This window comes from Pseudomonas sp. Xaverov 83, assembly GCF_019352905.1.
GTDB classification, from domain to species: Bacteria; Pseudomonadota; Gammaproteobacteria; order Pseudomonadales; family Pseudomonadaceae; genus Aquipseudomonas; species Aquipseudomonas yamanorum.
Genome location: NZ_JAAAFU010000025.1, coordinates 142,744 through 163,044, shown reverse-complemented (window position 1 = coordinate 163,044; position 20,301 = coordinate 142,744). Strand labels below are relative to the sequence as shown.

At 61.2% G+C, this 20,301-nt stretch carries 18 protein-coding genes; 6 read left to right on the top strand and 12 right to left on the bottom strand.

Translation table 11 applies throughout. The features are described 5' to 3' along the window. Positions 1-8 precede the first annotated feature (8 nt). The 5 genes from hisC to mtnA form a co-directional block, all read right to left on the bottom strand. Positions 9-1,121, bottom strand: coding sequence for a histidinol-phosphate transaminase (hisC, locus tag K0H47_RS09950; protein WP_063032165.1), 1,113 nt, complete (start codon positions 1,119-1,121; stop codon positions 9-11). Positions 1,122-1,130: 9 nt separating this feature from the next. Then, positions 1,131-2,225, bottom strand: coding sequence for a prephenate dehydratase (gene pheA, locus K0H47_RS09945; protein WP_017477317.1), 1,095 nt, complete (start codon positions 2,223-2,225; stop codon positions 1,131-1,133). Next, positions 2,225-3,310 (bottom strand): 3-phosphoserine/phosphohydroxythreonine transaminase, encoded by a 1,086-nt coding sequence (serC, locus tag K0H47_RS09940; protein WP_093200255.1) that lies wholly within the window; start codon positions 3,308-3,310, stop codon positions 2,225-2,227. Before serC ends, pheA begins: the two co-directional genes overlap by 1 nt. 111 nt (positions 3,311-3,421) lie before the next feature. Beyond that, positions 3,422-6,085, bottom strand: a complete 2,664-nt coding sequence (gene gyrA / locus K0H47_RS09935) for a DNA gyrase subunit A (protein WP_017477315.1) — start codon at positions 6,083-6,085, stop codon at positions 3,422-3,424. Between the two features lie 302 nt (positions 6,086-6,387). Next, positions 6,388-7,464, bottom strand: a complete 1,077-nt coding sequence (mtnA, locus tag K0H47_RS09930) for an S-methyl-5-thioribose-1-phosphate isomerase (RefSeq protein WP_177026800.1) — start codon at positions 7,462-7,464, stop codon at positions 6,388-6,390. A 108-nt stretch (positions 7,465-7,572) separates the two neighbouring features. On the opposite strand from mtnA, the gene K0H47_RS09925 reads away from it, so the two are divergent. From K0H47_RS09925 to K0H47_RS09910, 4 genes are all read left to right on the top strand, one after another. Beyond that, positions 7,573-8,904 (top strand): TRZ/ATZ family hydrolase, encoded by a 1,332-nt coding sequence (locus K0H47_RS09925; protein WP_063032171.1) that lies wholly within the window; start codon positions 7,573-7,575, stop codon positions 8,902-8,904. A gap of 63 nt (positions 8,905-8,967) precedes the next feature. After that, a complete protein-coding gene (ubiG, locus tag K0H47_RS09920) occupies positions 8,968-9,666 on the top strand; it encodes a bifunctional 2-polyprenyl-6-hydroxyphenol methylase/3-demethylubiquinol 3-O-methyltransferase UbiG (protein WP_017477312.1) in 699 nt (232 codons plus the stop codon). Positions 9,667-9,670: 4 nt separating this feature from the next. After that, positions 9,671-10,342, top strand: coding sequence for an N-acetylmuramic acid 6-phosphate phosphatase MupP (mupP, locus tag K0H47_RS09915; protein WP_026077938.1), 672 nt, complete (start codon positions 9,671-9,673; stop codon positions 10,340-10,342). Positions 10,343-10,530: 188 nt separating this feature from the next. Continuing rightward, on the top strand, positions 10,531-11,271 hold the full coding sequence (locus tag K0H47_RS09910; RefSeq protein ID WP_003218829.1) for a YciK family oxidoreductase: 741 nt from the start codon (positions 10,531-10,533) through the stop codon (positions 11,269-11,271). Between the two features lie 127 nt (positions 11,272-11,398). On the opposite strand, the gene K0H47_RS09905 is transcribed toward K0H47_RS09910, so the two are convergent. Genes K0H47_RS09905 through K0H47_RS09880 form a run of 6 tightly spaced genes read right to left on the bottom strand, consistent with a single transcriptional unit; the run spans position 11,399 to position 17,578 of the window. After that, a complete protein-coding gene (locus K0H47_RS09905; protein ID WP_219272480.1) occupies positions 11,399-12,913 on the bottom strand; it encodes an ABC transporter substrate-binding protein in 1,515 nt (504 codons plus the stop codon). 51 nt (positions 12,914-12,964) lie between these two features. Then, entirely contained in the window at positions 12,965-13,936 is a 972-nt protein-coding gene (locus K0H47_RS09900) for an ABC transporter ATP-binding protein (protein WP_177019495.1), read from the bottom strand. Continuing rightward, the gene (locus K0H47_RS09895; RefSeq protein WP_219272479.1) at positions 13,933-14,889 is read right to left on the bottom strand and encodes an ABC transporter ATP-binding protein; all 957 of its coding nucleotides are present in this window, start codon (positions 14,887-14,889) and stop codon (positions 13,933-13,935) included. Before K0H47_RS09895 ends, K0H47_RS09900 begins: the two co-directional genes overlap by 4 nt. Continuing rightward, positions 14,886-15,743 carry an ABC transporter permease gene (locus K0H47_RS09890; RefSeq protein ID WP_017477307.1) on the bottom strand — a complete coding sequence of 286 codons (858 nt, stop codon included), beginning with the start codon at positions 15,741-15,743 and terminating at the stop codon, positions 14,886-14,888. Before K0H47_RS09890 ends, K0H47_RS09895 begins: the two co-directional genes overlap by 4 nt. Continuing rightward, positions 15,740-16,687, bottom strand: coding sequence for an ABC transporter permease (locus K0H47_RS09885; RefSeq protein ID WP_010176243.1), 948 nt, complete (start codon positions 16,685-16,687; stop codon positions 15,740-15,742). Before K0H47_RS09885 ends, K0H47_RS09890 begins: the two co-directional genes overlap by 4 nt. 3 nt (positions 16,688-16,690) lie before the next feature. Further along, positions 16,691-17,578, bottom strand: coding sequence for a proline iminopeptidase-family hydrolase (locus tag K0H47_RS09880; protein WP_219272477.1), 888 nt, complete (start codon positions 17,576-17,578; stop codon positions 16,691-16,693). 182 nt (positions 17,579-17,760) lie between these two features. On the opposite strand from K0H47_RS09880, the gene K0H47_RS09875 reads away from it, so the two are divergent. Then, positions 17,761-18,525 carry a LuxR family transcriptional regulator gene (locus K0H47_RS09875; protein ID WP_063032184.1) on the top strand — a complete coding sequence of 255 codons (765 nt, stop codon included), beginning with the start codon at positions 17,761-17,763 and terminating at the stop codon, positions 18,523-18,525. A 94-nt stretch (positions 18,526-18,619) separates the two neighbouring features. Beyond that, entirely contained in the window at positions 18,620-19,552 is a 933-nt protein-coding gene (locus K0H47_RS09870) for a proline iminopeptidase-family hydrolase (protein WP_219272476.1), read from the top strand. 116 nt (positions 19,553-19,668) lie between these two features. On the opposite strand, the gene K0H47_RS09865 is transcribed toward K0H47_RS09870, so the two are convergent. Further along, positions 19,669-20,301, bottom strand: a 633-nt coding sequence (locus K0H47_RS09865) for a solute carrier family 23 protein (protein WP_307877324.1), incomplete at its 5' end; no start/stop codon positions are given.

Here is a 20,301-nt window from a genome sequence, read left to right as displayed (position 1 = left end):
CAGTGACATCAACCACGAGCCAGAACCTTGGCCAGCGCCTCGAGGAAGCGGCTGTTTTCGGCAGGCAGACCGATGGTGATGCGCAGGTGGTTCGGCATGCCGTAATTGGCCACCGGACGCACGATCACGCCCTCACGCAACAGACCCTGAAACACAGGCGCCGCCACTTGACCCAGGTCGACACAAATGAAGTTGCCCTTGGAAGGAATCCAACCCAGGCCCAACTCACGGAAGCCTTCCTGCAACTGCAGCATGCCGCTTTCGTTGAGGCGACGACCTTCTTCCAGGTACTCAGCGTCCTGCACCGCAGCGCAAGCCGCTGCCAGCGCGAGGCTGTTGACGTTGAATGGCTGGCGAACGCGGTTCAGCACATCGGCCACCACCGGGGTGGACAGGCCATAGCCGACCCGCAGCGAAGCCAGGCCGTAGGCCTTGGAGAACGTACGCGAGACCAGCAGGTTTGGATAAGCCGCGAGGAAGTCCAGGCCGTCCGGCAGGTCGCTGCCTTCGGCGTACTCGATGTAAGCCTCGTCCAGCACCACCAGCACGTGCTCCGGCACGTCTTGCAAGAAGTTGTCCAGCACCTCGGCGCTGAACCAGGTACCGGTCGGGTTGTTCGGGTTGGCGATAAACACGACGCGGGTCTGCTCATCGATGGCCGCCAGCATGCCCTGCAGGTCATGACCCCAGTCTTTCGCAGGAATCACGCGCGCCTCGGCACCAACGGCCTGAGTGACGATCGGATAGACCGCAAATGCATGCTCGCTGAACACAGCGTTCAGGCCCGGCGCCAGATAGGCACGGCCGACCAGCTCCAGAATGTCGTTGGAGCCGTTACCCAAGGTCACCTGATTCAGCTCAACGCGGCATTTTTCCGCCAACAAGGACTTGAGCTCAAAACCGTTCCCGTCCGGATACCGAGTCAGCTCAGCCAGCGCGTCACGAATCGCAGCCAATACCTTGGGGCTTGGGCCCATCGGGTTTTCGTTACTGGCCAGCTTTACGATCTTCGACGGATCCAGATTCAACTCACGCGCCAACTCGTCCACAGGCTTGCCCGGAACGTAAGGCGACAGTTGTTGCACGCCCGGCTGCGCCAGGGCGAGGAAGTTGCCACTCATGTTAAAGCCTCACAAAACCGCTTTCGGGTAAGAGCCCAGCACCTTGAGTGCCACGGCTTCCTGACTGATTTTCTCGAGCACACCCTTGACCAGTGGGTCGCGGTGATGGCCGACGAAGTCGATAAAGAACACATAAGTCCATTTACCGCTGCGCGAAGGACGCGTCTCGATTCGCGTCAGGTCAATCCCGTTGTCGTGGAACGGCACCAGCAGCTCATGCAGCGCGCCAGGCTTGTTGCTCATGGAAACGATGATCGACGTCTTGTCGTCGCCGGTCGGCGGCACTTCCTGGCTGCCGATCATCAGGAAGCGCGTGGAGTTATCCGGGCGGTCCTCGATTTTCTCAGCCAGGCGCGTCAGGCCATACAGGCCAGCGGCCATGTCGCCCGCAATTGCCGCCGAATTCCACTCACCCTTGACCCGCTTCGCCGCTTCGGCGTTGCTGGACACCGCCACGCGCTCCACATTCGGGTAGTGCGCGTCCAGCCACTTGCGGCACTGGGCCAGGGACTGGGCGTGGGAATAGATGCGGCTGATGCTGTCGGTCTTGGTGCTTTCGCCCACCAACAGGTGGTGGTGGATACGCAGCTCAACTTCGCCGCAGATCACCATGTCGTGCTCAAGGAAACTGTCGAGGGTGTGGTTGACGGCACCTTCGGTGGAGTTTTCCACCGGCACCACGCCAAAATTCACCGCCCCGGCGGCCACTTCACGGAACACTTCGTCAATCGCAGCCATCGGCTTGCTGATCACCGCGTGGCCAAAGTGCTTCATGGCCGCGGCCTGGGTGAAGGTGCCTTCAGGGCCCAGGTAAGCCACTTTCAGCGGCTGTTCCAGCGCCAGGCACGAAGACATGATTTCACGGAACAACCGCGCCATCTCTTCGTTGCCCAACGGGCCCTTGTTGCGTTCCATCACGCGCTTGAGCACCTGGGCTTCACGCTCCGGCCGGTAGAACACCGGCACTTCGCCTTCAGCCAGGGACGCCATTTTCACCCGTGCAACTTCCTGGGCGCACCGTGCGCGCTCACTGATCAGCTCCAGGACTTTCTCGTCCAGGCTATCAATGCGTACGCGCAGGGCCTTGAGTTCTTGCTCAGACATTAGCCGTGTTCCTTTTCGAACTCTGCCATGTAAGCCACCAGCGCCTTGACGGCGTGGATATCGACAGCGTTATAGATGGAGGCGCGCATGCCACCTACCGAACGGTGGCCCTTGAGGTTCAACAGGCCGCGCTCGTCGGCGCCGGCCAGGAATGGCTTGTCCAGGCGGTCGTCAGCCAGACGGAATGGCACGTTCATCCACGAGCGATCGGTCAGGTTGATCGGGTTGCTGTACAGGCCACTACTGTCGATGAAGTCGTACAAGGTACGTTTCTTCTCTTCGTTGAGCTTGCCCATGGCAGCCACACCGCCCTGCTCTTTCAGCCATTCGAACACCAGGCCCGACAGGTACCAGGCGAAGGCCGGCGGGGTGTTGTACATCGAGCCGTTATCGGCCGCGACCTTGTAGTTGAGCATGGTCGGGCACAGCGAGCGCGCACGCCCCAGCAGGTCTTCACGGATGATGTTGACCAGGATGCCGCTCGGGCCGATGTTCTTCTGCGCACCGGCGTAGATCATGCCGTACTTGGACACATCGATAGGCCGCGAGAGGATGTCCGACGACATGTCGCATACCAGCGGAACATCGCCCACTTCCGGCACCCAGTCGAATTCCAGGCCGCCGATGGTTTCGTTCGCTACGTAGTGGACGTACGCCGCGTCTTTCGAGAGCTTCCACTCGTTCTGACCGGGGATCGCGAAGTAGTCGTAAGGTTTGGCAGTGCCCGCCACATTGACGTGACCGTAACGGGACGCCTCTTCAATAGCCTTCTGCCCCCAGATACCGGTATCGATATAGTCGGCAGTGCCACTTTCCGGCAGCAGGTTCAGCGGGATCTGAGCAAACTGCTGGCTCGCGCCACCCTGCAGGAACAACACTTTGTAGTCAGACGGGATGTCCAGCAAGTCGCGCATATCCTGCTCGGCCTTGGTGGCAATGGACACGAACTCATCGCTGCGATGGCTCATTTCCATCACGGAGAGGCCTTTTCCATGCCAGTCGAGGAGTTCACCCTGCGCGCGCTGCAGGACTGCTTCAGGAAGCGCCGCGGGACCGGCACAGAAGTTATAGGCTCTCTTGCTCACATCCAATCTCACTCTGATCTGGTGGGGTGGTGCAATAATTCGGGGTTTCAACATTTTCAAAAGGGACAAACAACAAGGGGGCGAATCTTCATCCGCCCCCTGTGTGTCCGCTTATTCCTGCGGTTCTTCTTCGTCTGCGGCAGCGTCGAGTGTTGGCTCGTCGACGCCGTCATCGGCATCGCCGATCACTTGCCCCTCGAGTGCAATCCCCTCTTCACCTTCCAGCTCTTCGCCTTCCACTTCCGATGGCTCCTGGACACGCTCGAGGCCGACCAGTTTTTCGTCCTTGGCCAGCTTGATCAAGGTCACGCCCTGGGTGTTACGCCCCAGGCTCGACACTTCATCAACCCGGGTACGCACCAGGGTGCCCTGGTCGGAAATCAGCATGATTTCCTCGCCGTCGAGCACCTGGACCGCGCCGACCAGACGGCCATTGCGGTCGTTGCTGACCATGGCGATAACGCCCTGGCCACCACGTTTGTACTCCGGGAACTCGCTGATAGCGGTGCGCTTGCCATAACCGCGCTCGGAAGCAGTGAGGATCTCGCTGCCTTCTTCCGGGATCAGCATCGAAATCAGCTTCTGCCCTTCCGGCAGACGCATGCCGCGCACACCGCGGGCGGTACGGCCCATGGCGCGAACGTCGGATTCCTTGAAACGCGTGACCTTGCCGCCATCGGAGAACAGCATGACTTCACGCTCGCCATCGGTGATGGCCGCGCTGATCAATACGTCGCCTTCGTCCAGTTCGAGGGCGATCAGGCCCACGCTGCGTTGACGGCTGAAGGATTCCAGCGGGGTCTTCTTCACGGTGCCTTTCGCAGTGGCCATGAAGATGAAGTGACCTTCGGTGTACTCGTCCACCGGCAGCATGGTGGTGATGTATTCATCACTGTCCAGCGGCAGCAGGTTGACCAACGGACGACCACGGGCGGCGCGGGACGCTTCCGGGATTTCGTAGGTTTTCAGCCAGTACACCTTGCCCTTGCTGGAGAACAGCAGCAGCGTGGTGTGGCTGTTGGCGACCAGCAGGTGAGCGATGTAGTCCTCATCCTTGACGCCGGTAGCCGATTTGCCTTTACCGCCACGGCGCTGGGCCTGGTACGCAGCCAACGGCTGGGTCTTGGCATAGCCACCGTGGGAGATGGTCACGACGCGATCTTCTTCCGGGATCATGTCACCCAGGGTCAGGTCGAGACGGGCATCGAGAATCTCGGTGCGGCGCACGTCGCCGTATTCGGCGCGAATCACTTCCAGTTCTTCGCGGATCACTTCCATCAGGCGCACGGCGCTGTTGAGGATGCGGATCAGCTCGCCGATCTGGTTGAGAATCTCCTGGTACTCGGCCAGCAGCTTCTCGTGTTCCAGGCCGGTCAGACGGTGCAGACGCAGTTCCAGAATGGCCTGGGCCTGTTCCGGCGACAGGAAATATTTGCCGTCGCGCAGGCCGTATTGTGGGTCCAGGGTCTCCGGACGGCACGAATCGGCACCGGCACGTTCAACCATCGCCACTACGGCGCTGGATTCCCAAGGCATCTTGATCAGGGCTTCTTTAGCTTCCGACGGGGTCGGCGAGGCCTTGATCAGGGCGATGACCGGGTCGATGTTCGACAACGCAACCGCCTGGCCTTCCAGGATGTGGCCGCGTTCACGGGCCTTGCGCAGTTCGAACACGGTACGGCGGGTCACCACTTCGCGGCGGTGACGCACGAAGGCTTCCAGCAGATCCTTGAGGTTCAGGATGCGCGGGCGGCCGTCGATCAGCGCTACCACGTTGATACCGAATACGCTTTGCAGCTGGGTTTGGGCGTAGAGGTTGTTGAGGATCACCTCAGGCACTTCGCCACGACGCAGCTCGATCACCACGCGCATACCGTCTTTGTCAGACTCGTCGCGCAGTTCGGTGATGCCTTCCAGTTTCTTCTCTTTAACCAGCTCGGCGATCTTCTCGATCAGACGCGCCTTGTTCAGCTGGTAAGGCAGTTCGGTGATGACGATCTGCTGACGGCCACCGACCTTGTCGATGTCTTCGATGATCGAGCGGGCGCGCATGTAAATGCGGCCACGACCGGTACGGTAAGCTTCGATGATGCCGGCACGACCGTTGATGATCGCGGCAGTCGGGAAGTCCGGGCCGGGGATGTATTGCATCAGCTCATCGACGGTCAGCTCAGGGTTGTCGATGAGGGCCAGGCAACCGTCGATCACTTCACCGAGGTTGTGTGGCGGGATGTTGGTGGCCATGCCCACGGCGATACCGCTGGAGCCGTTGACCAACAGGTTGGGAATACGGGTCGGCATGACCGCCGGGATCATTTCGGTGCCGTCGTAGTTCGGCACCCAGTCCACGGTTTCCTTGTGCAGGTCAGCCAGCAGCTCGTGCGCCAGCTTGGTCATGCGCACTTCGGTGTATCGCATGGCCGCAGCGTTGTCGCCGTCGACCGAACCGAAGTTACCCTGGCCGTCTACCAGCAGGTAGCGCAGGGAAAACGGCTGGGCCATCCGAACGATGGTGTCGTACACCGCAGTGTCGCCGTGAGGGTGATACTTACCGATCACGTCACCGACAACACGGGCAGATTTCTTGTACGGCTTGTTCCAGTCGTTACCCAGCTCGCTCATCGCGAACAGCACACGCCTGTGCACGGGCTTCAAGCCATCGCGCGCATCAGGCAGTGCCCGACCGACAATTACGCTCATCGCGTAGTCGAGGTAGGACTGTTTCAGCTCGTCTTCGATATTGACCGGGAGGATTTCTTTGGCCAGTTCGCCCATGAGAAGCCTGATTCCTTTTTCGGGTGAAACCTCGTCACATCCTATGGGACGAACGAAGCTCGCCGCTGCCGGCATGATGCCTGGCAACGACTTACGACAAATCAACGAGTTATGACACGGATCTGCGCATTAAAGGTTACCCCTTGGGGTGACCCTGGAAACCGCCGGATGTTATCACAATCGCCGCCACGCACCTATCCCCCTGATGCGCATGGAGCATAGTAAGTTGACGGATGACAGGCTTGACGGCGACGAGAGGGGCTTAGAACTGAATCCAGGACGTTTTTTGGAGGCGAATTGCCTTAATGCAGGCGTTTACGACACATCAATTGCGCCATCTTCGCCGTGTCCGGGCGTTCGACGATGCCTTTTTCAGTGACGATCACATCAATCAGGTCCGCTGGCGTCACGTCAAATACCGGATTGAAGGCGTCTACATCGGCGGCTACACGGGTGCCGCCGACTTCCAGCAGCTCCCGGGCGTCGCGCTCTTCAAGCGGCACGTCATCACCACTGGCCGCCATCAGGTCGATGGTGGAGCTGGCTGCCACCACCATGAAGCGCACGCCGTGGTGCATGGCGCACACCGCCAACTGATACGTGCCGATCTTGCTGACCACGTCACCATTGGCCGCAATGCAGTCGGCACCGACGATCACCCAGGTCACGCCCTTGGTCTTGAGAATATGCGCGCCGGCCGAATCGGCATTCACGGTGACGGGGATGCCCTCATTGGCCAACTCCCAGGCCGTCAGCCGCGAGCCTTGCAGCCAGGGCCGGGTTTCGTTGGCATAGACTCGCTCCACCATGCCTTCCAGGAACGCCCCGCGAATCACGCCGAGGGCCGTACCCACGCCGCCCGTAGCCAGCGCGCCCGCATTGCCATGGGTAAGAATCGCCTGGACGTTGCCCTGGTGCTTGCGGATCAGTTCCACACCCAGTTGCGCCATGGTCAGGTTGGCTTCGCGGTCGCTTTGGTGAATTGCTACCGCCTCGGCTTCGAGTACCGCCAGCGGGTCGGCGTGTTTCTTGAGCCGATCGAGGCAATCGCGCATACGCTTCATCGCCCAGAAAAGATTCGACGCCGTCGGACGGGAATCCGCCAGCAGCGCGTAGTCCTCTTCCCAGGCGGCCTGCCAGTCATCGCCCTCAGCGATGTGAGCACGGGCGGCCAGCACCAGACCATACGCCGCACTGATGCCAATGGCCGGTGCACCGCGCACCACCATCAAGCGAATGGCCTCGGCCACTTGCGCCGCACTGGTACAGGCGACCCAGGTTTGCGCAGATGGCAAAACACGCTGATCGAGCAGGTACAGTGCGCCATCACGCCAGTCGATGGCCTTCACTTTCTCCGCAGCCAACAGTCGATCGCGCATCCCTCACCCCGCACTCATGAACAAAAGCCGCCGATTATAGCGATCCGCCAGCCAGGACGCTCGGGTATACTTCGCCGTTCTTTATAGATGCCTGGGAAACTGCCCTCGATGACACCGACTGCCGCCCCGCTCGACTTATTGCTGCTGCCCACCTGGCTGGTACCTGTCGAGCCTGCCGGCGTAGTGCTCAAGGAGCACGGCCTGGGCATTCGTGACGGACGCATTGCGTTTATCGGCCCACGCGCTGCGGCCTTGAAGCTCGCAGCGACCGAAGTGCGCGAACTGCCGGGCATGCTGCTCAGCCCCGGCCTGATCAACGCCCACGGCCACGCGGCCATGACGCTGTTTCGCGGCCTGGCCGACGACCTGCCGCTGATGACCTGGCTGGAAAACCACATCTGGCCCGCCGAGGCCAAGTGGGTCGACGAAGCCTTCGTGCGCGACGGCACTGACCTGGCGATCGCCGAGCAGATCAAAGGCGGTATCACGTGTTTCTCGGACATGTACTTCTTCCCGAAAGTCGCCAGTGAACGCGTGCACAACGCAGGCATCCGTGCGCAAATCGCCATCCCGATCCTGGATTTCCCGATTCCCGGTGCCGCTGACGCCGACGAGGCGATTCGCCAGGGCGTCGAGCTGTTCGGCGACCTCAAGCATCACCCACGGATCAAAATCACCTTCGGCCCCCACGCGCCGTACACCGTCTGCGATGAAAACCTGGAAAAAATCCGCATGATCGCCGAGGAGCTGGACGCCTCGATCCACATGCACGTGCATGAAACCGCCTTCGAAGTGCAGCAGTCCGTTGAACAGCACGGTGAACGCCCGCTGGCGCGGCTTGGCCGCCTGGGCTTGCTGGGGCCGCGCTTCCAGGCCGTTCACATGACCCAAATCAGCGATGACGACCTGGCTTTGCTGGTAGAAAGTAACACCAGCGTGATCCACTGCCCGGAATCCAACCTGAAACTGGCCAGCGGCTTCTGCCCGGTGGAACGCCTGTGGCAAGCCGGCGTCAATGTGGCAGTAGGCACCGACGGCGCCGCCAGTAACAATGACCTCGACCTGCTGGGCGAAACCCGCACCGCCGCGTTGCTGGCCAAGGCCGTCGCCGGCTCGGCCACCGCCCTGGATGCCCACCGCGCCTTGCGCATGGCCACCCTCAACGGCGCCCGGGCCATGGGCCTGGAAAGTGAAATCGGCTCGCTGGAAGTCGGCAAGGCCGCGGATATCGTGGCCTTCGACCTGTCGGGCCTGGCGCAACAACCGATCTACGATCCGGTCTCACAGCTTATATATGCCACCGGACGCGATTGTGTGAAACACCTTTGGGTCGGCGGCAAGCAATTGCTCGACGACCGGCAACTGACCCGCCTGGATGAACAACAGGTGTGCGCCACGGCCATCGCCTGGGGCCAGCGCATCAGCGGACACAGCGAATAACGCCAACCCTGGCAGCGCATGCCAGGGCCGGCAAAACGTTTTATCAGATTTAGAGGATTCCCCATGAGCAACGTCGACCACGCTGAAATCGCCAAATTCGAAGCCCTCGCCCATCGCTGGTGGGACCGCGAAAGCGAGTTCAAACCCCTGCACGACATCAACCCGCTGCGGGTCAACTGGATTGACGAACGCGTCAACCTGGCCGGCAAGAAGGTACTGGATGTGGGTTGCGGCGGCGGGATTCTCAGCGAATCCATGGCCCAGCGCGGCGCCACCGTGATGGGTATCGACATGGGCGAAGCGCCATTGGCCGTGGCCCAGTTGCATCAGCTGGAATCTGGCGTGAGCGTCGAATACCGGCAGATCACCGCCGAAGAGCTGGCCGAAGAGATGCCCGGGCAGTTCGATGTAGTCACCTGCCTGGAAATGCTCGAGCACGTACCGGACCCATCCTCGGTGATCCGTGCCTGCTTCCGCATGGTCAAGCCCGGCGGCCAGGTGTTCTTCTCCACCATCAACCGCAATCCGAAGGCCTATCTGTTCGCGATCATCGGTGCCGAATACATCATGAAGCTGCTGCCTCGTGGCACCCATGACTTCAAGAAATTCATCCGCCCTTCCGAGCTGGGTGCCTGGAGCCGCCAGGCCGGGCTGACCGTCAAGGACATCATCGGCCTGACCTACAACCCGCTGACCAAGCACTACAAGCTGGCCAGCGACGTTGACGTCAACTACATGATCCAGACCCTGCGCGAGGAGTAAGCCTGTGAAGTTGCGAGCGGTTCTTTTCGACATGGACGGTACCCTGCTGGACACCGCGCCGGACTTTATCGCCATCTGCCAGGCCATGCGGGCTGACCGCGGCCTGGCGCCGATGAACGACCAGCACATCCGCGATGAAATCTCCGGCGGCGCCCGGGCGATGGTCGCCGTGACCTTTTCCATGGACCCCGAATCCCCAGGCTTTGAAGAGCTGCGCCAAGAATTCCTGGAGCGTTACCTCAAGGGCTGCGCGATTCACAGCAAGCTGTTCGAAGGCATGGAAGAGCTGCTGGTGGATATCGAGAAATCCAAGCTGATCTGGGGCGTGGTCACCAACAAGCCACTGCGCTTTGCCGAACCGATCATGCAGCAACTGGGCCTGGCGGAGCGCTCGGCGCTGCTGATCTGCCCGGACCATGTAAAGAACAGCAAGCCGGACCCGGAGCCGTTGATCCTGGCGTGCAAGATGCTCAACCTGGACCCGGCCAGCGTGCTGTTTGTAGGTGATGACCTGCGGGACATCGAATCGGGCCGCGACGCCGGCACCCGCACCGCGGCGGTCACCTACGGCTATATCCACCCGGACGACAACCCGCGCAACTGGGGCGCCGACGTGGTGGTGGATCACCCGCTGGAATTGCGCAAAGTGCTGGATAGCGCGCTGTGCAGCTGCTGATCGGGACTGCCTGAGGTTGATGCAACGTTGTGGCGAGGGAGCTTGCTCCCGTTGGGTTGCGAAGCAGCCCCGCTTTTCGCGACTGCTGCGCAGTCGAACGGGAGCAAGCTCCCTCGCCACAGAAGCCTTAGCCAGCCTTAGCCGCAATCAATCACATGGATTTTCTGTGAACTTTGTCGAGGTTGTTTATGTTTGATTACTCCGCACGTCCAGAACTGCTCAAGGGCCGGGTCATCCTGGTCACCGGCGCCGGTCGCGGAATCGGTGCCGCAGCGGCAAAAACCTATGCGGCCCACGGCGCCACCGTGCTGTTGCTGGGCAAGACCGAAGCCAACCTGGCCCAGGTGTATGACGAAATCGAAGCCGCTGGCCAGCCACAGCCGGTGGTGATCCCGTTCAACCTGGAGACCGCCCTGCCCCATCAATACGATGAGCTGGCAGCGATGATCGAAAAGGAATTCGGCCACCTCGACGGCCTGCTGCACAACGCTTCGATCATCGGCCCGCGCACGCCCATCGAGCAGTTGTCCGGTGAGAATTTCATGCGGGTGATGCACGTGAACGTCAACGCGATGTTCATGCTGACCAGCACGCTATTGCCGCTGCTCAAGCTGTCCCAGGATGCATCGGTAGTGTTCACTTCCAGCAGCGTGGGCCGCAAGGGCCGGGCTTATTGGGGGGCGTACGGGGTGTCGAAGTTTGCCACCGAAGGCCTGATGCAAACCCTGGCGGACGAGCTGGACAACGTTGCACCGGTACGTGCCAACAGCATCAACCCGGGCGCCACCCGCACCAGCATGCGGGCCCAGGCGTATCCAGGGGAAAACCCGACCGATAACCCGACACCGGAAGAAATCATGCCGGTGTACCTGTACCTGATGGGGCCGGACAGTACGGGCATCAATGGGCAGGCGTTTGACGCGCAATAACAGCTGACACGGTCTGTGTGGGAGCTGGCTTGCCTGCGATAGCATCACCGCGGTGTAACTGAAACACCGAGGTGCCAGCATCGCAGGCAAGCCAGCTCCCACATTGGTTCGTGGTGCGGCTAAAAACTTAGTTCTTCACCACTTCCTCAAGGGTGAAGCGCCCCAACGGGTTTTGCAGGAAGTTGCTCACGTTCTTGCGTGAGATGTTGATGTACGGGCTGTAGTACAGGTCGATCCAGTTCACATCCTGTTTCGCCATTTTCTGCAGGTCGACGTACATCTGCTCGCGCTTGACCGGATCCGCCTCGATCCGTGCGGCCGCCACCAGGTCCTTGACCTTGTCGTTCTTGTAGCGAGTCATGTAGTTCTGGTTGGTGTCGTGGCCAAGTACGAAGGTGGTCTTCTGGTCCGGGTCGAGGATGTCGTTGGTCCAGTACATCACCGAAATATCGTATTCGCCGTCCACCAGCATCTGCCAGCTTTGGGTCGGATCGACCTTTTGCAGGTTGGCCGTCACGCCGACCTTGGCCAACTGATCCTTGATCATCACCGCAATCTGCTCGTCGGCTTCGTTGCCGGCGTTGACCACGTAGTTCAACTTCAAGTCCTGGGCACCGGCCGCAGCCAGCAGTTTCTTGGCTTCGGTCGGGTCATACGGGCGTTGCAGGTTGTTGGCGTAGTGGTACAGCGAGCCTTTTGGGATGTAGGAATAGGCCACGGTGCCTTGGCCGAAGGTGGCGGTTTTAACCAGCGATTGTTTATCGATGGCCATGTCCAGCGCCTGACGCACTTCCGGCTTGGCCAGCAGGCCGTGGGCATGGTTGATCAACAGGTGATCTTCACGGGTCGACGGGTCGGAGTGGACCACCACGTTCTTGTCTTTTTTCAGCTCTTCAACCCGGGAAAACGGGACGAAGATCGCCGTGTCCAGTTCGTTGTTCTGCACCATGCGCATGCGCGTGTTGTCGTCGGTGACCGATACCCACTCCACGCCATCCAGGCTCACATTACTGGCCTGCCAGAAGTTCGGGTTCTTCTTCAGGATCACCCGATCGCCCTTGCGCCACTCGTCCACGGTAAATGCGCCTGAGGTCACCGGGTTTTCCGAGTAGGCGTCTTCGCCCATCTTGGTCATGGCTTTTTCCGACAGGATCGACACCGTCGGCGAAGCCAGTTGCGAGAGGAAGGCGACCGCCGGGGTTTTCAAGGTCACGACCAGCGTCTGCGGGTCAGCAGCCTTGGCGGTGTTGATCAGGCTGAACGGGTCGCTCCACAGCGAGGCCTTGTTGTCGCGGATACGCAACAGGCTGAACGCGGCGTCGTCAGCGGTGATCGGCGAGCCATCCGAGAACTTCGCGGCCCGCAGTTTGAAGGTGTACGTCAGGCCGTCCTTGGAAATGTCCCAGCTTTCGGCCAGCCCCGGTTCCATCTTGGTGCCCAGGTTGTCCACGCGCACCAGGGTGTCGTAGACGTTGGCGAACACCCAGGTGTCGCGGTTCTGCGCGCTTTTGATCGGGTCAAAGGTGGTGCTGTCTTCGCGGCAACCGATGGTGAGTACACCGGCCGCGTGGGCGATACCGGCGGTCAGCGACCACGCGGTGAGTGTGGCGGCGGCGAGCAACTTCAAGTGACGGGATTGCATGTCATAACTCCTTGTCTATAACGGCGGTTGTTCATGATCGGCAGGAAGGGTTCAAAGCAAAGGTTCTTCAAGCACGCAACTGTACCGATGCGTTTGCACGACGTGAGTCGGCGGCAATACCTCGGCACACACGGCTCGCGCATGCCGGCAACGCGGGTGAAAGGCGCAACCATTGGGCAGCTTCAGTGGGCTCGGCGGCTCGCCCGGCAACGGTTCGCTGGGCAGTGGGCGGTACGGATCAATCTCCGGGATCGCCTGGATCAACGCTGCGGTGTAGGGATGGCGCGGCGTGGTGAATACCGCCTCCACCGGACCTTCCTCGACGATTTTCCCCAGGTACATCACCGCCACCCGGTCGCACAGGCGGCGGACGATGGCCAGGTCGTGGGCGATAAACAGGATCGCCAGGTTCATGCGCTGTTGCAGTTCCAGCAGCAGGTTGATGATCTGGCCCTGGATCGACACATCCAGGGCAGCCACGCATTCGTCGGCGATGATCAGCCGTGGCTCCACCGCCAGCGCCCGGGCGATGCCGACGCGCTGGCACTGGCCGCCGCTGAGAGAGCCGGGCTTGCGGCTGGCGAGTTCGGGGCGCAGGCCTACGAGGTCGAGTAATTCGTCGACCCGGCGTGGAATGTTTTCTGACGCCACCTTGCGCTGCACCCGCAGGACTTCGGCGATGGTTTCGCCGACCGTCAGACGCGGGTTCAGGGCCGCATAGGGATCCTGGAAGATCATCGCCGTCTCGTGCCGCAAACGCGCGATGTCGACAGGCCCGGCGTGGGCCATGTCGATGCCATCAAACACCACCTGCCCGGCGCTGATGGGATTCAGGTGCAGGATCGCCCGCCCGAGAGTGCTTTTCCCGCTGCCGGACTCGCCCACCAACCCGAGGGTTTCGCCGGCCGCCAGGGTCAACGACACCCCATTGACCGCCCTCACCCACTGTTTATTCAGGCCAAACAGGCCACTGCCAGCGGCGGCAAAACGCACTTCAAGGTCATTCACCTGTAACAACGTCATGGGCGAACTCCCAGGGGATAGTGGCAGGCAACCCGTGCGCCTTCCGGCAACAGCTCGGTGCACAAGCTGCCGACTTGCGGGCAACGCGGGTTGAACCGACAGCCCTTGGGCAAGGCATCGAGCAGCGGCGGCTGCCCGGCGATGGTGCGCAACAAGGCGTGCCCACTGCTGGTGGCGGGCTGGCACTCGATCAGGCCGGCGGTGTACGGGTGTTGCGGATGTGCCAGCAGTTCGTATTTGCTGCCGTGCTCACACAAGCGGCCGGCGTACATCACGGCGATGGAGTCACAGGTTTGCGCCACCACGCCCAGGTCGTGAGTGATCATGATGATCGACAGGCCGCGCTGGTCCCGCAGGTCCAACAACAAGCGCAGGATCTGGGCCTGCACAGTCACGTCGAGGGCGGTGGTCGGCTCATCGGCGATCAGCACTTTTGGATTACAGCCCAAGGCCACGGCGATCATCGCCCGCTGGCGCATGCCGCCGGAAAACTCGTGAGGATAGTTGTCGATTCGCACCTGGGGATCGGGAATACCAACCTGGCGCAGCACCTCGATGGCCTGCAAGCGCGCGTCTTTTTTCGATGCGCCCTGATGCAGGCGGATGCCTTCGGCGATCTGCTCGCCAATGCGCATCAGCGGGTCGAGGTGGCTGCTGGGGTTCTGGAAAATCATCCCCAGTTGCCCGCCGCGCACCGCACGCATCCCGGCATCATCCAGCGTGAGCAACTCCTGGCCGGCCAAACGTACCGAACCGCCCTGCACCCGCAGGCTCGGAGACGGCAGCAAACGCATCAGCCCGCGACAAGCCATGGTTTTGCCCGAACCGCTTTCGCCCACCAGACCGAGGATTTCACCTTCGGCCAAGTCGAAGGACACCCGGTCCACCAGGGTCACATCGCGCCCGGTGTTGTTGGCGATCACACTCAGGTCCTGCACTTGCAGAAGACTCATGAGCGATCCCCCAGCACTTGCGCCACACCATCGGCCAACAGGCTGAAACCCATGGCCAATGTCACGATGGCCAGTCCCGGGAAGGTGCAAATCCACCAGGCGGTGGTGATAAACGCCTGGCCTTCAGCAACCATGGTGCCCCACTCGGCGGTCGGCGGCTGTACGCCCAGGCCGAGGTAGCTGACGGCTGCACCGTTGAGCAGCACCAGCACCGCGTCAGACATCGAGAACACAATCGAGCCGAACATCGCGTTAGGCAACAAATGCCGAAACAGAATGCGCCCATGGCCAAAGCCCAGGCTTTTGGCGGCCAGGGCGAAGTCGCTTTCCTTGAGCACCAGGATCTGCGAGCGGATCAGCCGCGCGTAGGACACCCAGCCCACCAGCGCCATGGCGATATAGAAGCTTTTCAAGCCCGGGCCGAGAATGGCCATGATCGCCAGCATCAGCACCAGGAACGGAAAGGCGAGGATCACGTCGATCACCCGCATGCAGAAGCTGTCGAAACGCCCGCCGATATAACCGGACACCGCGCCAACAAAGGTGCCGATCAGGAACGGGAAGATCACCCCAACCACCGCCAGTTGCAGGTCGATGCGCGCGCCCCAGATCACCCTCGAAAGAATGTCTCGACCGTAGTTGTCCGTGCCAAATGGATGGGCGAGGCTGGGGCCCAGCAAACTGATGTCGGTGTTTTGCGCAATTGGATCGAACGGGGCGATCCACGGGGCGAACACGGCCAGCGCCAACCATGTCACGAGGATCAACAGACCCCAGGCCGCCGTCAGCCGGCCATTGCGGAAACCAAAGCGCAGGCGCAAGCGCCACGGGGCAATCAAGGGGCGACTGCTCATTGCATCTTCACTCGCGGGTCCAGCGCGACCGTCACCACATCGGCAACAAAGTTGACCAGCACGGTGGCACAGGCCAGCACCATCGCCACGCCCTGCACCACCATGTAGTCGCGGGTGAAAATCCCGCGCACCAGCAACTGGCCGATGCCGGGAATCGCGAACAGGCTTTCGATCACCACCGTGCCGCTGATCAGCCAGCCAATGTTCACCGCCAGCAGGTTGACCGCCGGCACCAGGGAGTTGGGCAGCACATGGCGACGAAACACCGCCGCCTCCGACAAGCCGCGGGCCCGGGCGGCGGTGACGTGATCGGCCTGCAATTCCATCAACATGCTCGCCCGCAGGTTGCGCACCAGCACCGCCGATAGCGCCAGGGCGATGGTCAGGCACGGCAGAACCATGTGGTGTGCCTTGTCCAGCCAGGTGCGCCCATACCCGGAGACCGGGAACAGGCCCCATTGCACGCTGAGCAACAGAATCAGCATCAGGCCCAGCCAGAACGCCGGCATGCCCAGGCCGACCGTGGTAAACAGCCGGATCAGGTTATCCGCCCATCCGCCTTTATTACGCGCGGCCACGGTGGCCAGCGGCACAGCGATCAACAGCGCCAGCAGCACGCTGCCGAGCACCAGGAATAGGGTCGGCTCGATGCGGGTGACGATCAGTTTCAGTGCGTCGACCTTGTACAGCAGGGACTGGCCGAGGTCGCCCTTGAGCAGGTTTTTCAGGAAGTAGAAATATTGCAGCCACAGTGGCTGGTCGAGACCGTACTGGGCGCGGATCTTCAGCAAGGCGTCCGGGGTGCTGCGCGAACCCAGCAGCGCCCGCGCCGGGTCGCCGGGAATCGAGCGCACCAATACAAAGGTGATCAGGCTGATGCCAAACAGCACCGGCAGCAATTGCAGCGGCCGGGACAGCACAAAACGGTAACGCGCCAGGTTCATCCGTCAGCCTCGGTGACGAGCAAGGAAGTCCAGCAGCACCGGGAAGTAAGCCTGGGGCTCTTCGTAAAACGGCATATGGCTGCTGTTGGGGAACACGTGCAATTCAGCGTGCCTGGCCGCACTTTTCATACGCATGGCGCAGGCCGGGGTCAGTTCGTCGTGCTGGCCGGTGGTGATCAGTATCGGCATTTTGAATTCGGCCATCTCGGGGATGCGGTTCCAGTCCTTGAGGTTACCGATGTAGAGGAATTCGTTGGGGCCCTGCATGGTTTCGTAGGGCCCCATGTTCCAGTCGCCGAGGGAGCGCTGGACCGGCGCCGGCCACTCGTCCAGGCGGCAGACATGGCGGTAGTTGAGCAAGGTGATGGCGGCCTGGTACTGCGGATGGTCGAGGGTGCCCATGGCTTCGTGGCGTTGCATCATCGCCACGGTCTCGCTACCGAGGGCGCCGCGCAGGCGCTCCAGCTCCAGTGACAGGTGCGGAATGTCGCCGACGGTGTTTTCCAGGATCAGGCTTTTCAGCTCGTCGGGGTAGTGAATGGCGTATTCGATGCCCAGCCATCCGCCCCAGGAATGTCCCAGCAGGTGCACGCGCCCCAGGCCCAAGGCCTGGCGCACCGTCTCGACTTCTTCGACATAACGGCTGATTTCCCACAGCGAAACATCGGTCGGTCTGGCTGATGCGCCGGTGCCAAGCTGGTCGAATGCAACCACTCGCAGGCCGTTGTCCTTGAGCCAGCCATGGGCGTCGCGCAAGTAGTCGCAAGGCAGCCCCGGGCCGCCATTGAGGCACAGCAACACTTCATCGCCTTCGCCAAAGCTGTAGGCCACGAGGTTATGGCCATCGACTTGCACGTTGTACCGCTGGTCGGGGGCAATTTCACGCCACATGCATACATTCCTTGTTGTGTGCCGGCCCTGGGGATAGTGGCCGTTTAAAGGCCAACACTACCGAGGATGCCGCGCGTCCATAACCTGGTAATTCTTATAGGTTTGGTCTGGCAGTCCTTCGCCGGGGCGTGGCATTCTACTTGCAGCAAGACGAGATTCAAACGAATTCGGGAGCAGAACGGATGCTGGCCAGGTTAACTGCCTTTAATGACCGTCTCATCCCCGGCAGGAGCCTGGATGAACAGATGGACAACACCCTCGTATTGGCCCAGGACCTGGGTTTTGATGCGCTGGTCTACGACTACACCCCCGTGCCCATTGACCATAATGGTGCACTGATCACCCCGTCTGTGCTGCAACTGCGCAATACGCCGCCAGACTGGTACAGCTTGTGGTGCAGCTCCGGTTTTTATCAGATCGACCCGGTGCAACACCTCGCGCTGTCGACGGTTTCACCCTTTGTCTGGTCCTACGAGGCCAAGGCCGACACTGCACTGCAAAAGATCATCGACCCCTGCCACGCCCCCGTTTCCAGCTACCTGCACGACCGGCAGATGACCTGCGGCGTCAGCGTGCCGATCCATTTGCCCCGGGGCGGCTTCGCCTCACTGACCGGCCTGCGCACCGGCAAGGCCAGCACGGTGCTGGAGGATGCTCGCCAGACCCTGTCGGATTTCAACCTGATTACCCACGCCTTGCAGGAAGCGGCCTACCCGCTGTTCAGCAAGGAACTGCGCTCCTACCCGCATATCCGCCTGACCAAGCGTGAGCGCGAATGCCTGAAATGGGCCGCCGACGGCCTGACCGCCGCCGAAATCGCCACGCAATTGAGCCGCTCCCTGGCCGTTGTCACCCTGCACCTGGCGTCGGCCATGCATAAGCTGGGGGCCAAGAACCGGGTACAAGCGGTCGTGCGCGCCACCCATTACCGGTTGCTGGAAGACTGATCCGAAGGCAAAACCTAGCTGTTTTGCTAGTTACTTAAACTTTCTGTGCCGACTATCGTGTGCCTGATCACTTTTCCTCAGGGCAGGGCACGAAATGGAATTCATCGACACCATTCGCGAAGGCTATGCGGCTTTTCGCGACTACCAGACCTGGTATCGGGTCACCGGCAATCTGAACAGCGGCCTCACGCCACTGGTCATCCTCCATGGCGGCCCGGGCTGCACCCATGATTACGTCGACGCCTACAAGGACGTGGCTGCCAGCGGCCACGCGGTCATTCACTACGACCAACTGGGCAACGGCCGTTCCACGCACTTGCCCGATAAAGACCCTTCATTCTGGACCGTCGGCCTGTTCCTGGAAGAACTGGACAACCTGCTGGACCACCTGCAGATCAGCAACAACTACGCAATCCTGGGGCAATCCTGGGGCGGCATGCTTGGCAGCGAACACGCCATCCTGCAACCCAAGGGCCTGCGTGCGTTTATCCCGGCCAACTCGCCGACCTGCATGCGGACCTGGGTCGCCGAGGCCAACCGCCTGCGCAAGCTGCTGCCAGAAGGCGTGCACGAGACCCTGCTCAAGCACGAACAGGCCGGCACCTACCAAGACCCTGAATACCTGGCCGCCTCGCGGATTTTCTATGACCAGCACGTATGCCGGGTCAATCCATGGCCGGAAGAAGTCGCCCGCACCTTCGCCCAGGTGGATTCGGACCCGACGGTGTACCACGCCATGAGCGGCCCGACGGAATTCCATGTGATTGGCAGCTTGAAAGACTGGAACGTGATCGGCCGGCTGTCGAAGGTCAATGTGCCGACCCTGGTGATTTCCGGTCGCCATGACGAGGCCACGCCGCTGGTGGTCAAGCCGTTCCTGGATGAGATTGCCGACGTGCGCTGGGCGCTGTTCGAAGACTCCAGCCACATGCCCCATGTTGAAGAGCGGCAGGCGTGCATGGGGACGGTGGTGCAGTTTTTGGATGAGGCTTGCTCGGTGCCCCACAGAACGCTCAAGACTGGCTGAGATCAAAATGTGGGAGCGGGCTTGCTCGCGAAGGCGGTGGATCAGTCAGCATATTTAGCGACTGACACACCGCCTTCGCGAGCAAGCCCGCTCCCACATTGGACTCTTTGTGGCTGTTACACCTCGCTGGTCTGCGCTCTGCCCTGCACCACCGCTTTCTTCGGCACTTCTGCCAGCAACGGAATCTCCTTGCCCTCGGCATCAAACAACTTGCCGCCGCTGAAGTAATCCCCGTCCCGCAACGCCGCCACATCCTGGAAGCACAGGCTGCGCTCAGTCCCCGCAACAAACACCGACTGCTGGTCCGAGTTGCCGGTGGTGAAGTGGTTGAACGCCAGGTTCAACAGGATCGCCATGATCGCCGACGAACTGATCCCTGAATGGAAAATGGTCGCGAACCAGCTCGGGAAGTGGTCATAGAAACTCGGTGCCGCAATCGGGATCATGCCAAAACCGATGGAAGTGGCGACGATGATCAGGTTCATGTTGTTGCGGTAATCAACCTTGGACAAGGTCCGGATACCACTGGCAGCCACGGTGCCGAACAGCACGATCCCGGCCCCGCCCAGCACTGAAGTCGGCACTGCCGCAATCACCCGCCCCATGAACGGCAGCAGCCCGAGGATCACCAGGAATATCCCGCCGGTGGCAACTACGTAGCGGCTCTTGACCCCGGTAACGGCCACTAGCCCGACGTTCTGGGCAAAGGCACTTTGGGTAAACGAGCCGAAGATCGGCGCAAACATGCT

What these genes read in the sequence shown, in the direction of transcription:
- K0H47_RS09880 (WP_219272477.1), bottom strand. Translation starts at nt 17,578, where the DNA reads ATGTGGCGTGAAATTGCCCCCGACCAGCGGTACAACGTGCAAGTCGAT.
- K0H47_RS09885 (WP_010176243.1), bottom strand. Translation starts at nt 16,687, where the DNA reads ATGAACCTGGCGCGTTACCGTTTTGTGCTGTCCCGGCCGCTGCAATTG.
- K0H47_RS09895 (WP_219272479.1), bottom strand. Translation starts at nt 14,889, where the DNA reads ATGAGTCTTCTGCAAGTGCAGGACCTGAGTGTGATCGCCAACAACACC.
- K0H47_RS09900 (WP_177019495.1), bottom strand. Translation starts at nt 13,936, where the DNA reads ATGACGTTGTTACAGGTGAATGACCTTGAAGTGCGTTTTGCCGCCGCT.
- K0H47_RS09925 (WP_063032171.1), top strand. Translation starts at nt 7,573, where the DNA reads ATGACACCGACTGCCGCCCCGCTCGACTTATTGCTGCTGCCCACCTGG.
- mtnA (WP_177026800.1), bottom strand. Translation starts at nt 7,464, where the DNA reads ATGCGCGATCGACTGTTGGCTGCGGAGAAAGTGAAGGCCATCGACTGG.
- K0H47_RS09910 (WP_003218829.1), top strand. Translation starts at nt 10,531, where the DNA reads ATGTTTGATTACTCCGCACGTCCAGAACTGCTCAAGGGCCGGGTCATC.
- K0H47_RS09905 (WP_219272480.1), bottom strand. Translation starts at nt 12,913, where the DNA reads ATGCAATCCCGTCACTTGAAGTTGCTCGCCGCCGCCACACTCACCGCG.
- hisC (WP_063032165.1), bottom strand. Translation starts at nt 1,121, where the DNA reads ATGAGTGGCAACTTCCTCGCCCTGGCGCAGCCGGGCGTGCAACAACTG.
- K0H47_RS09875 (WP_063032184.1), top strand. Translation starts at nt 17,761, where the DNA reads ATGCTGGCCAGGTTAACTGCCTTTAATGACCGTCTCATCCCCGGCAGG.
- ubiG (WP_017477312.1), top strand. Translation starts at nt 8,968, where the DNA reads ATGAGCAACGTCGACCACGCTGAAATCGCCAAATTCGAAGCCCTCGCC.
- pheA (WP_017477317.1), bottom strand. Translation starts at nt 2,225, where the DNA reads ATGTCTGAGCAAGAACTCAAGGCCCTGCGCGTACGCATTGATAGCCTG.
- K0H47_RS09870 (WP_219272476.1), top strand. Translation starts at nt 18,620, where the DNA reads ATGGAATTCATCGACACCATTCGCGAAGGCTATGCGGCTTTTCGCGAC.
- gyrA (WP_017477315.1), bottom strand. Translation starts at nt 6,085, where the DNA reads ATGGGCGAACTGGCCAAAGAAATCCTCCCGGTCAATATCGAAGACGAG.
- K0H47_RS09890 (WP_017477307.1), bottom strand. Translation starts at nt 15,743, where the DNA reads ATGAGCAGTCGCCCCTTGATTGCCCCGTGGCGCTTGCGCCTGCGCTTT.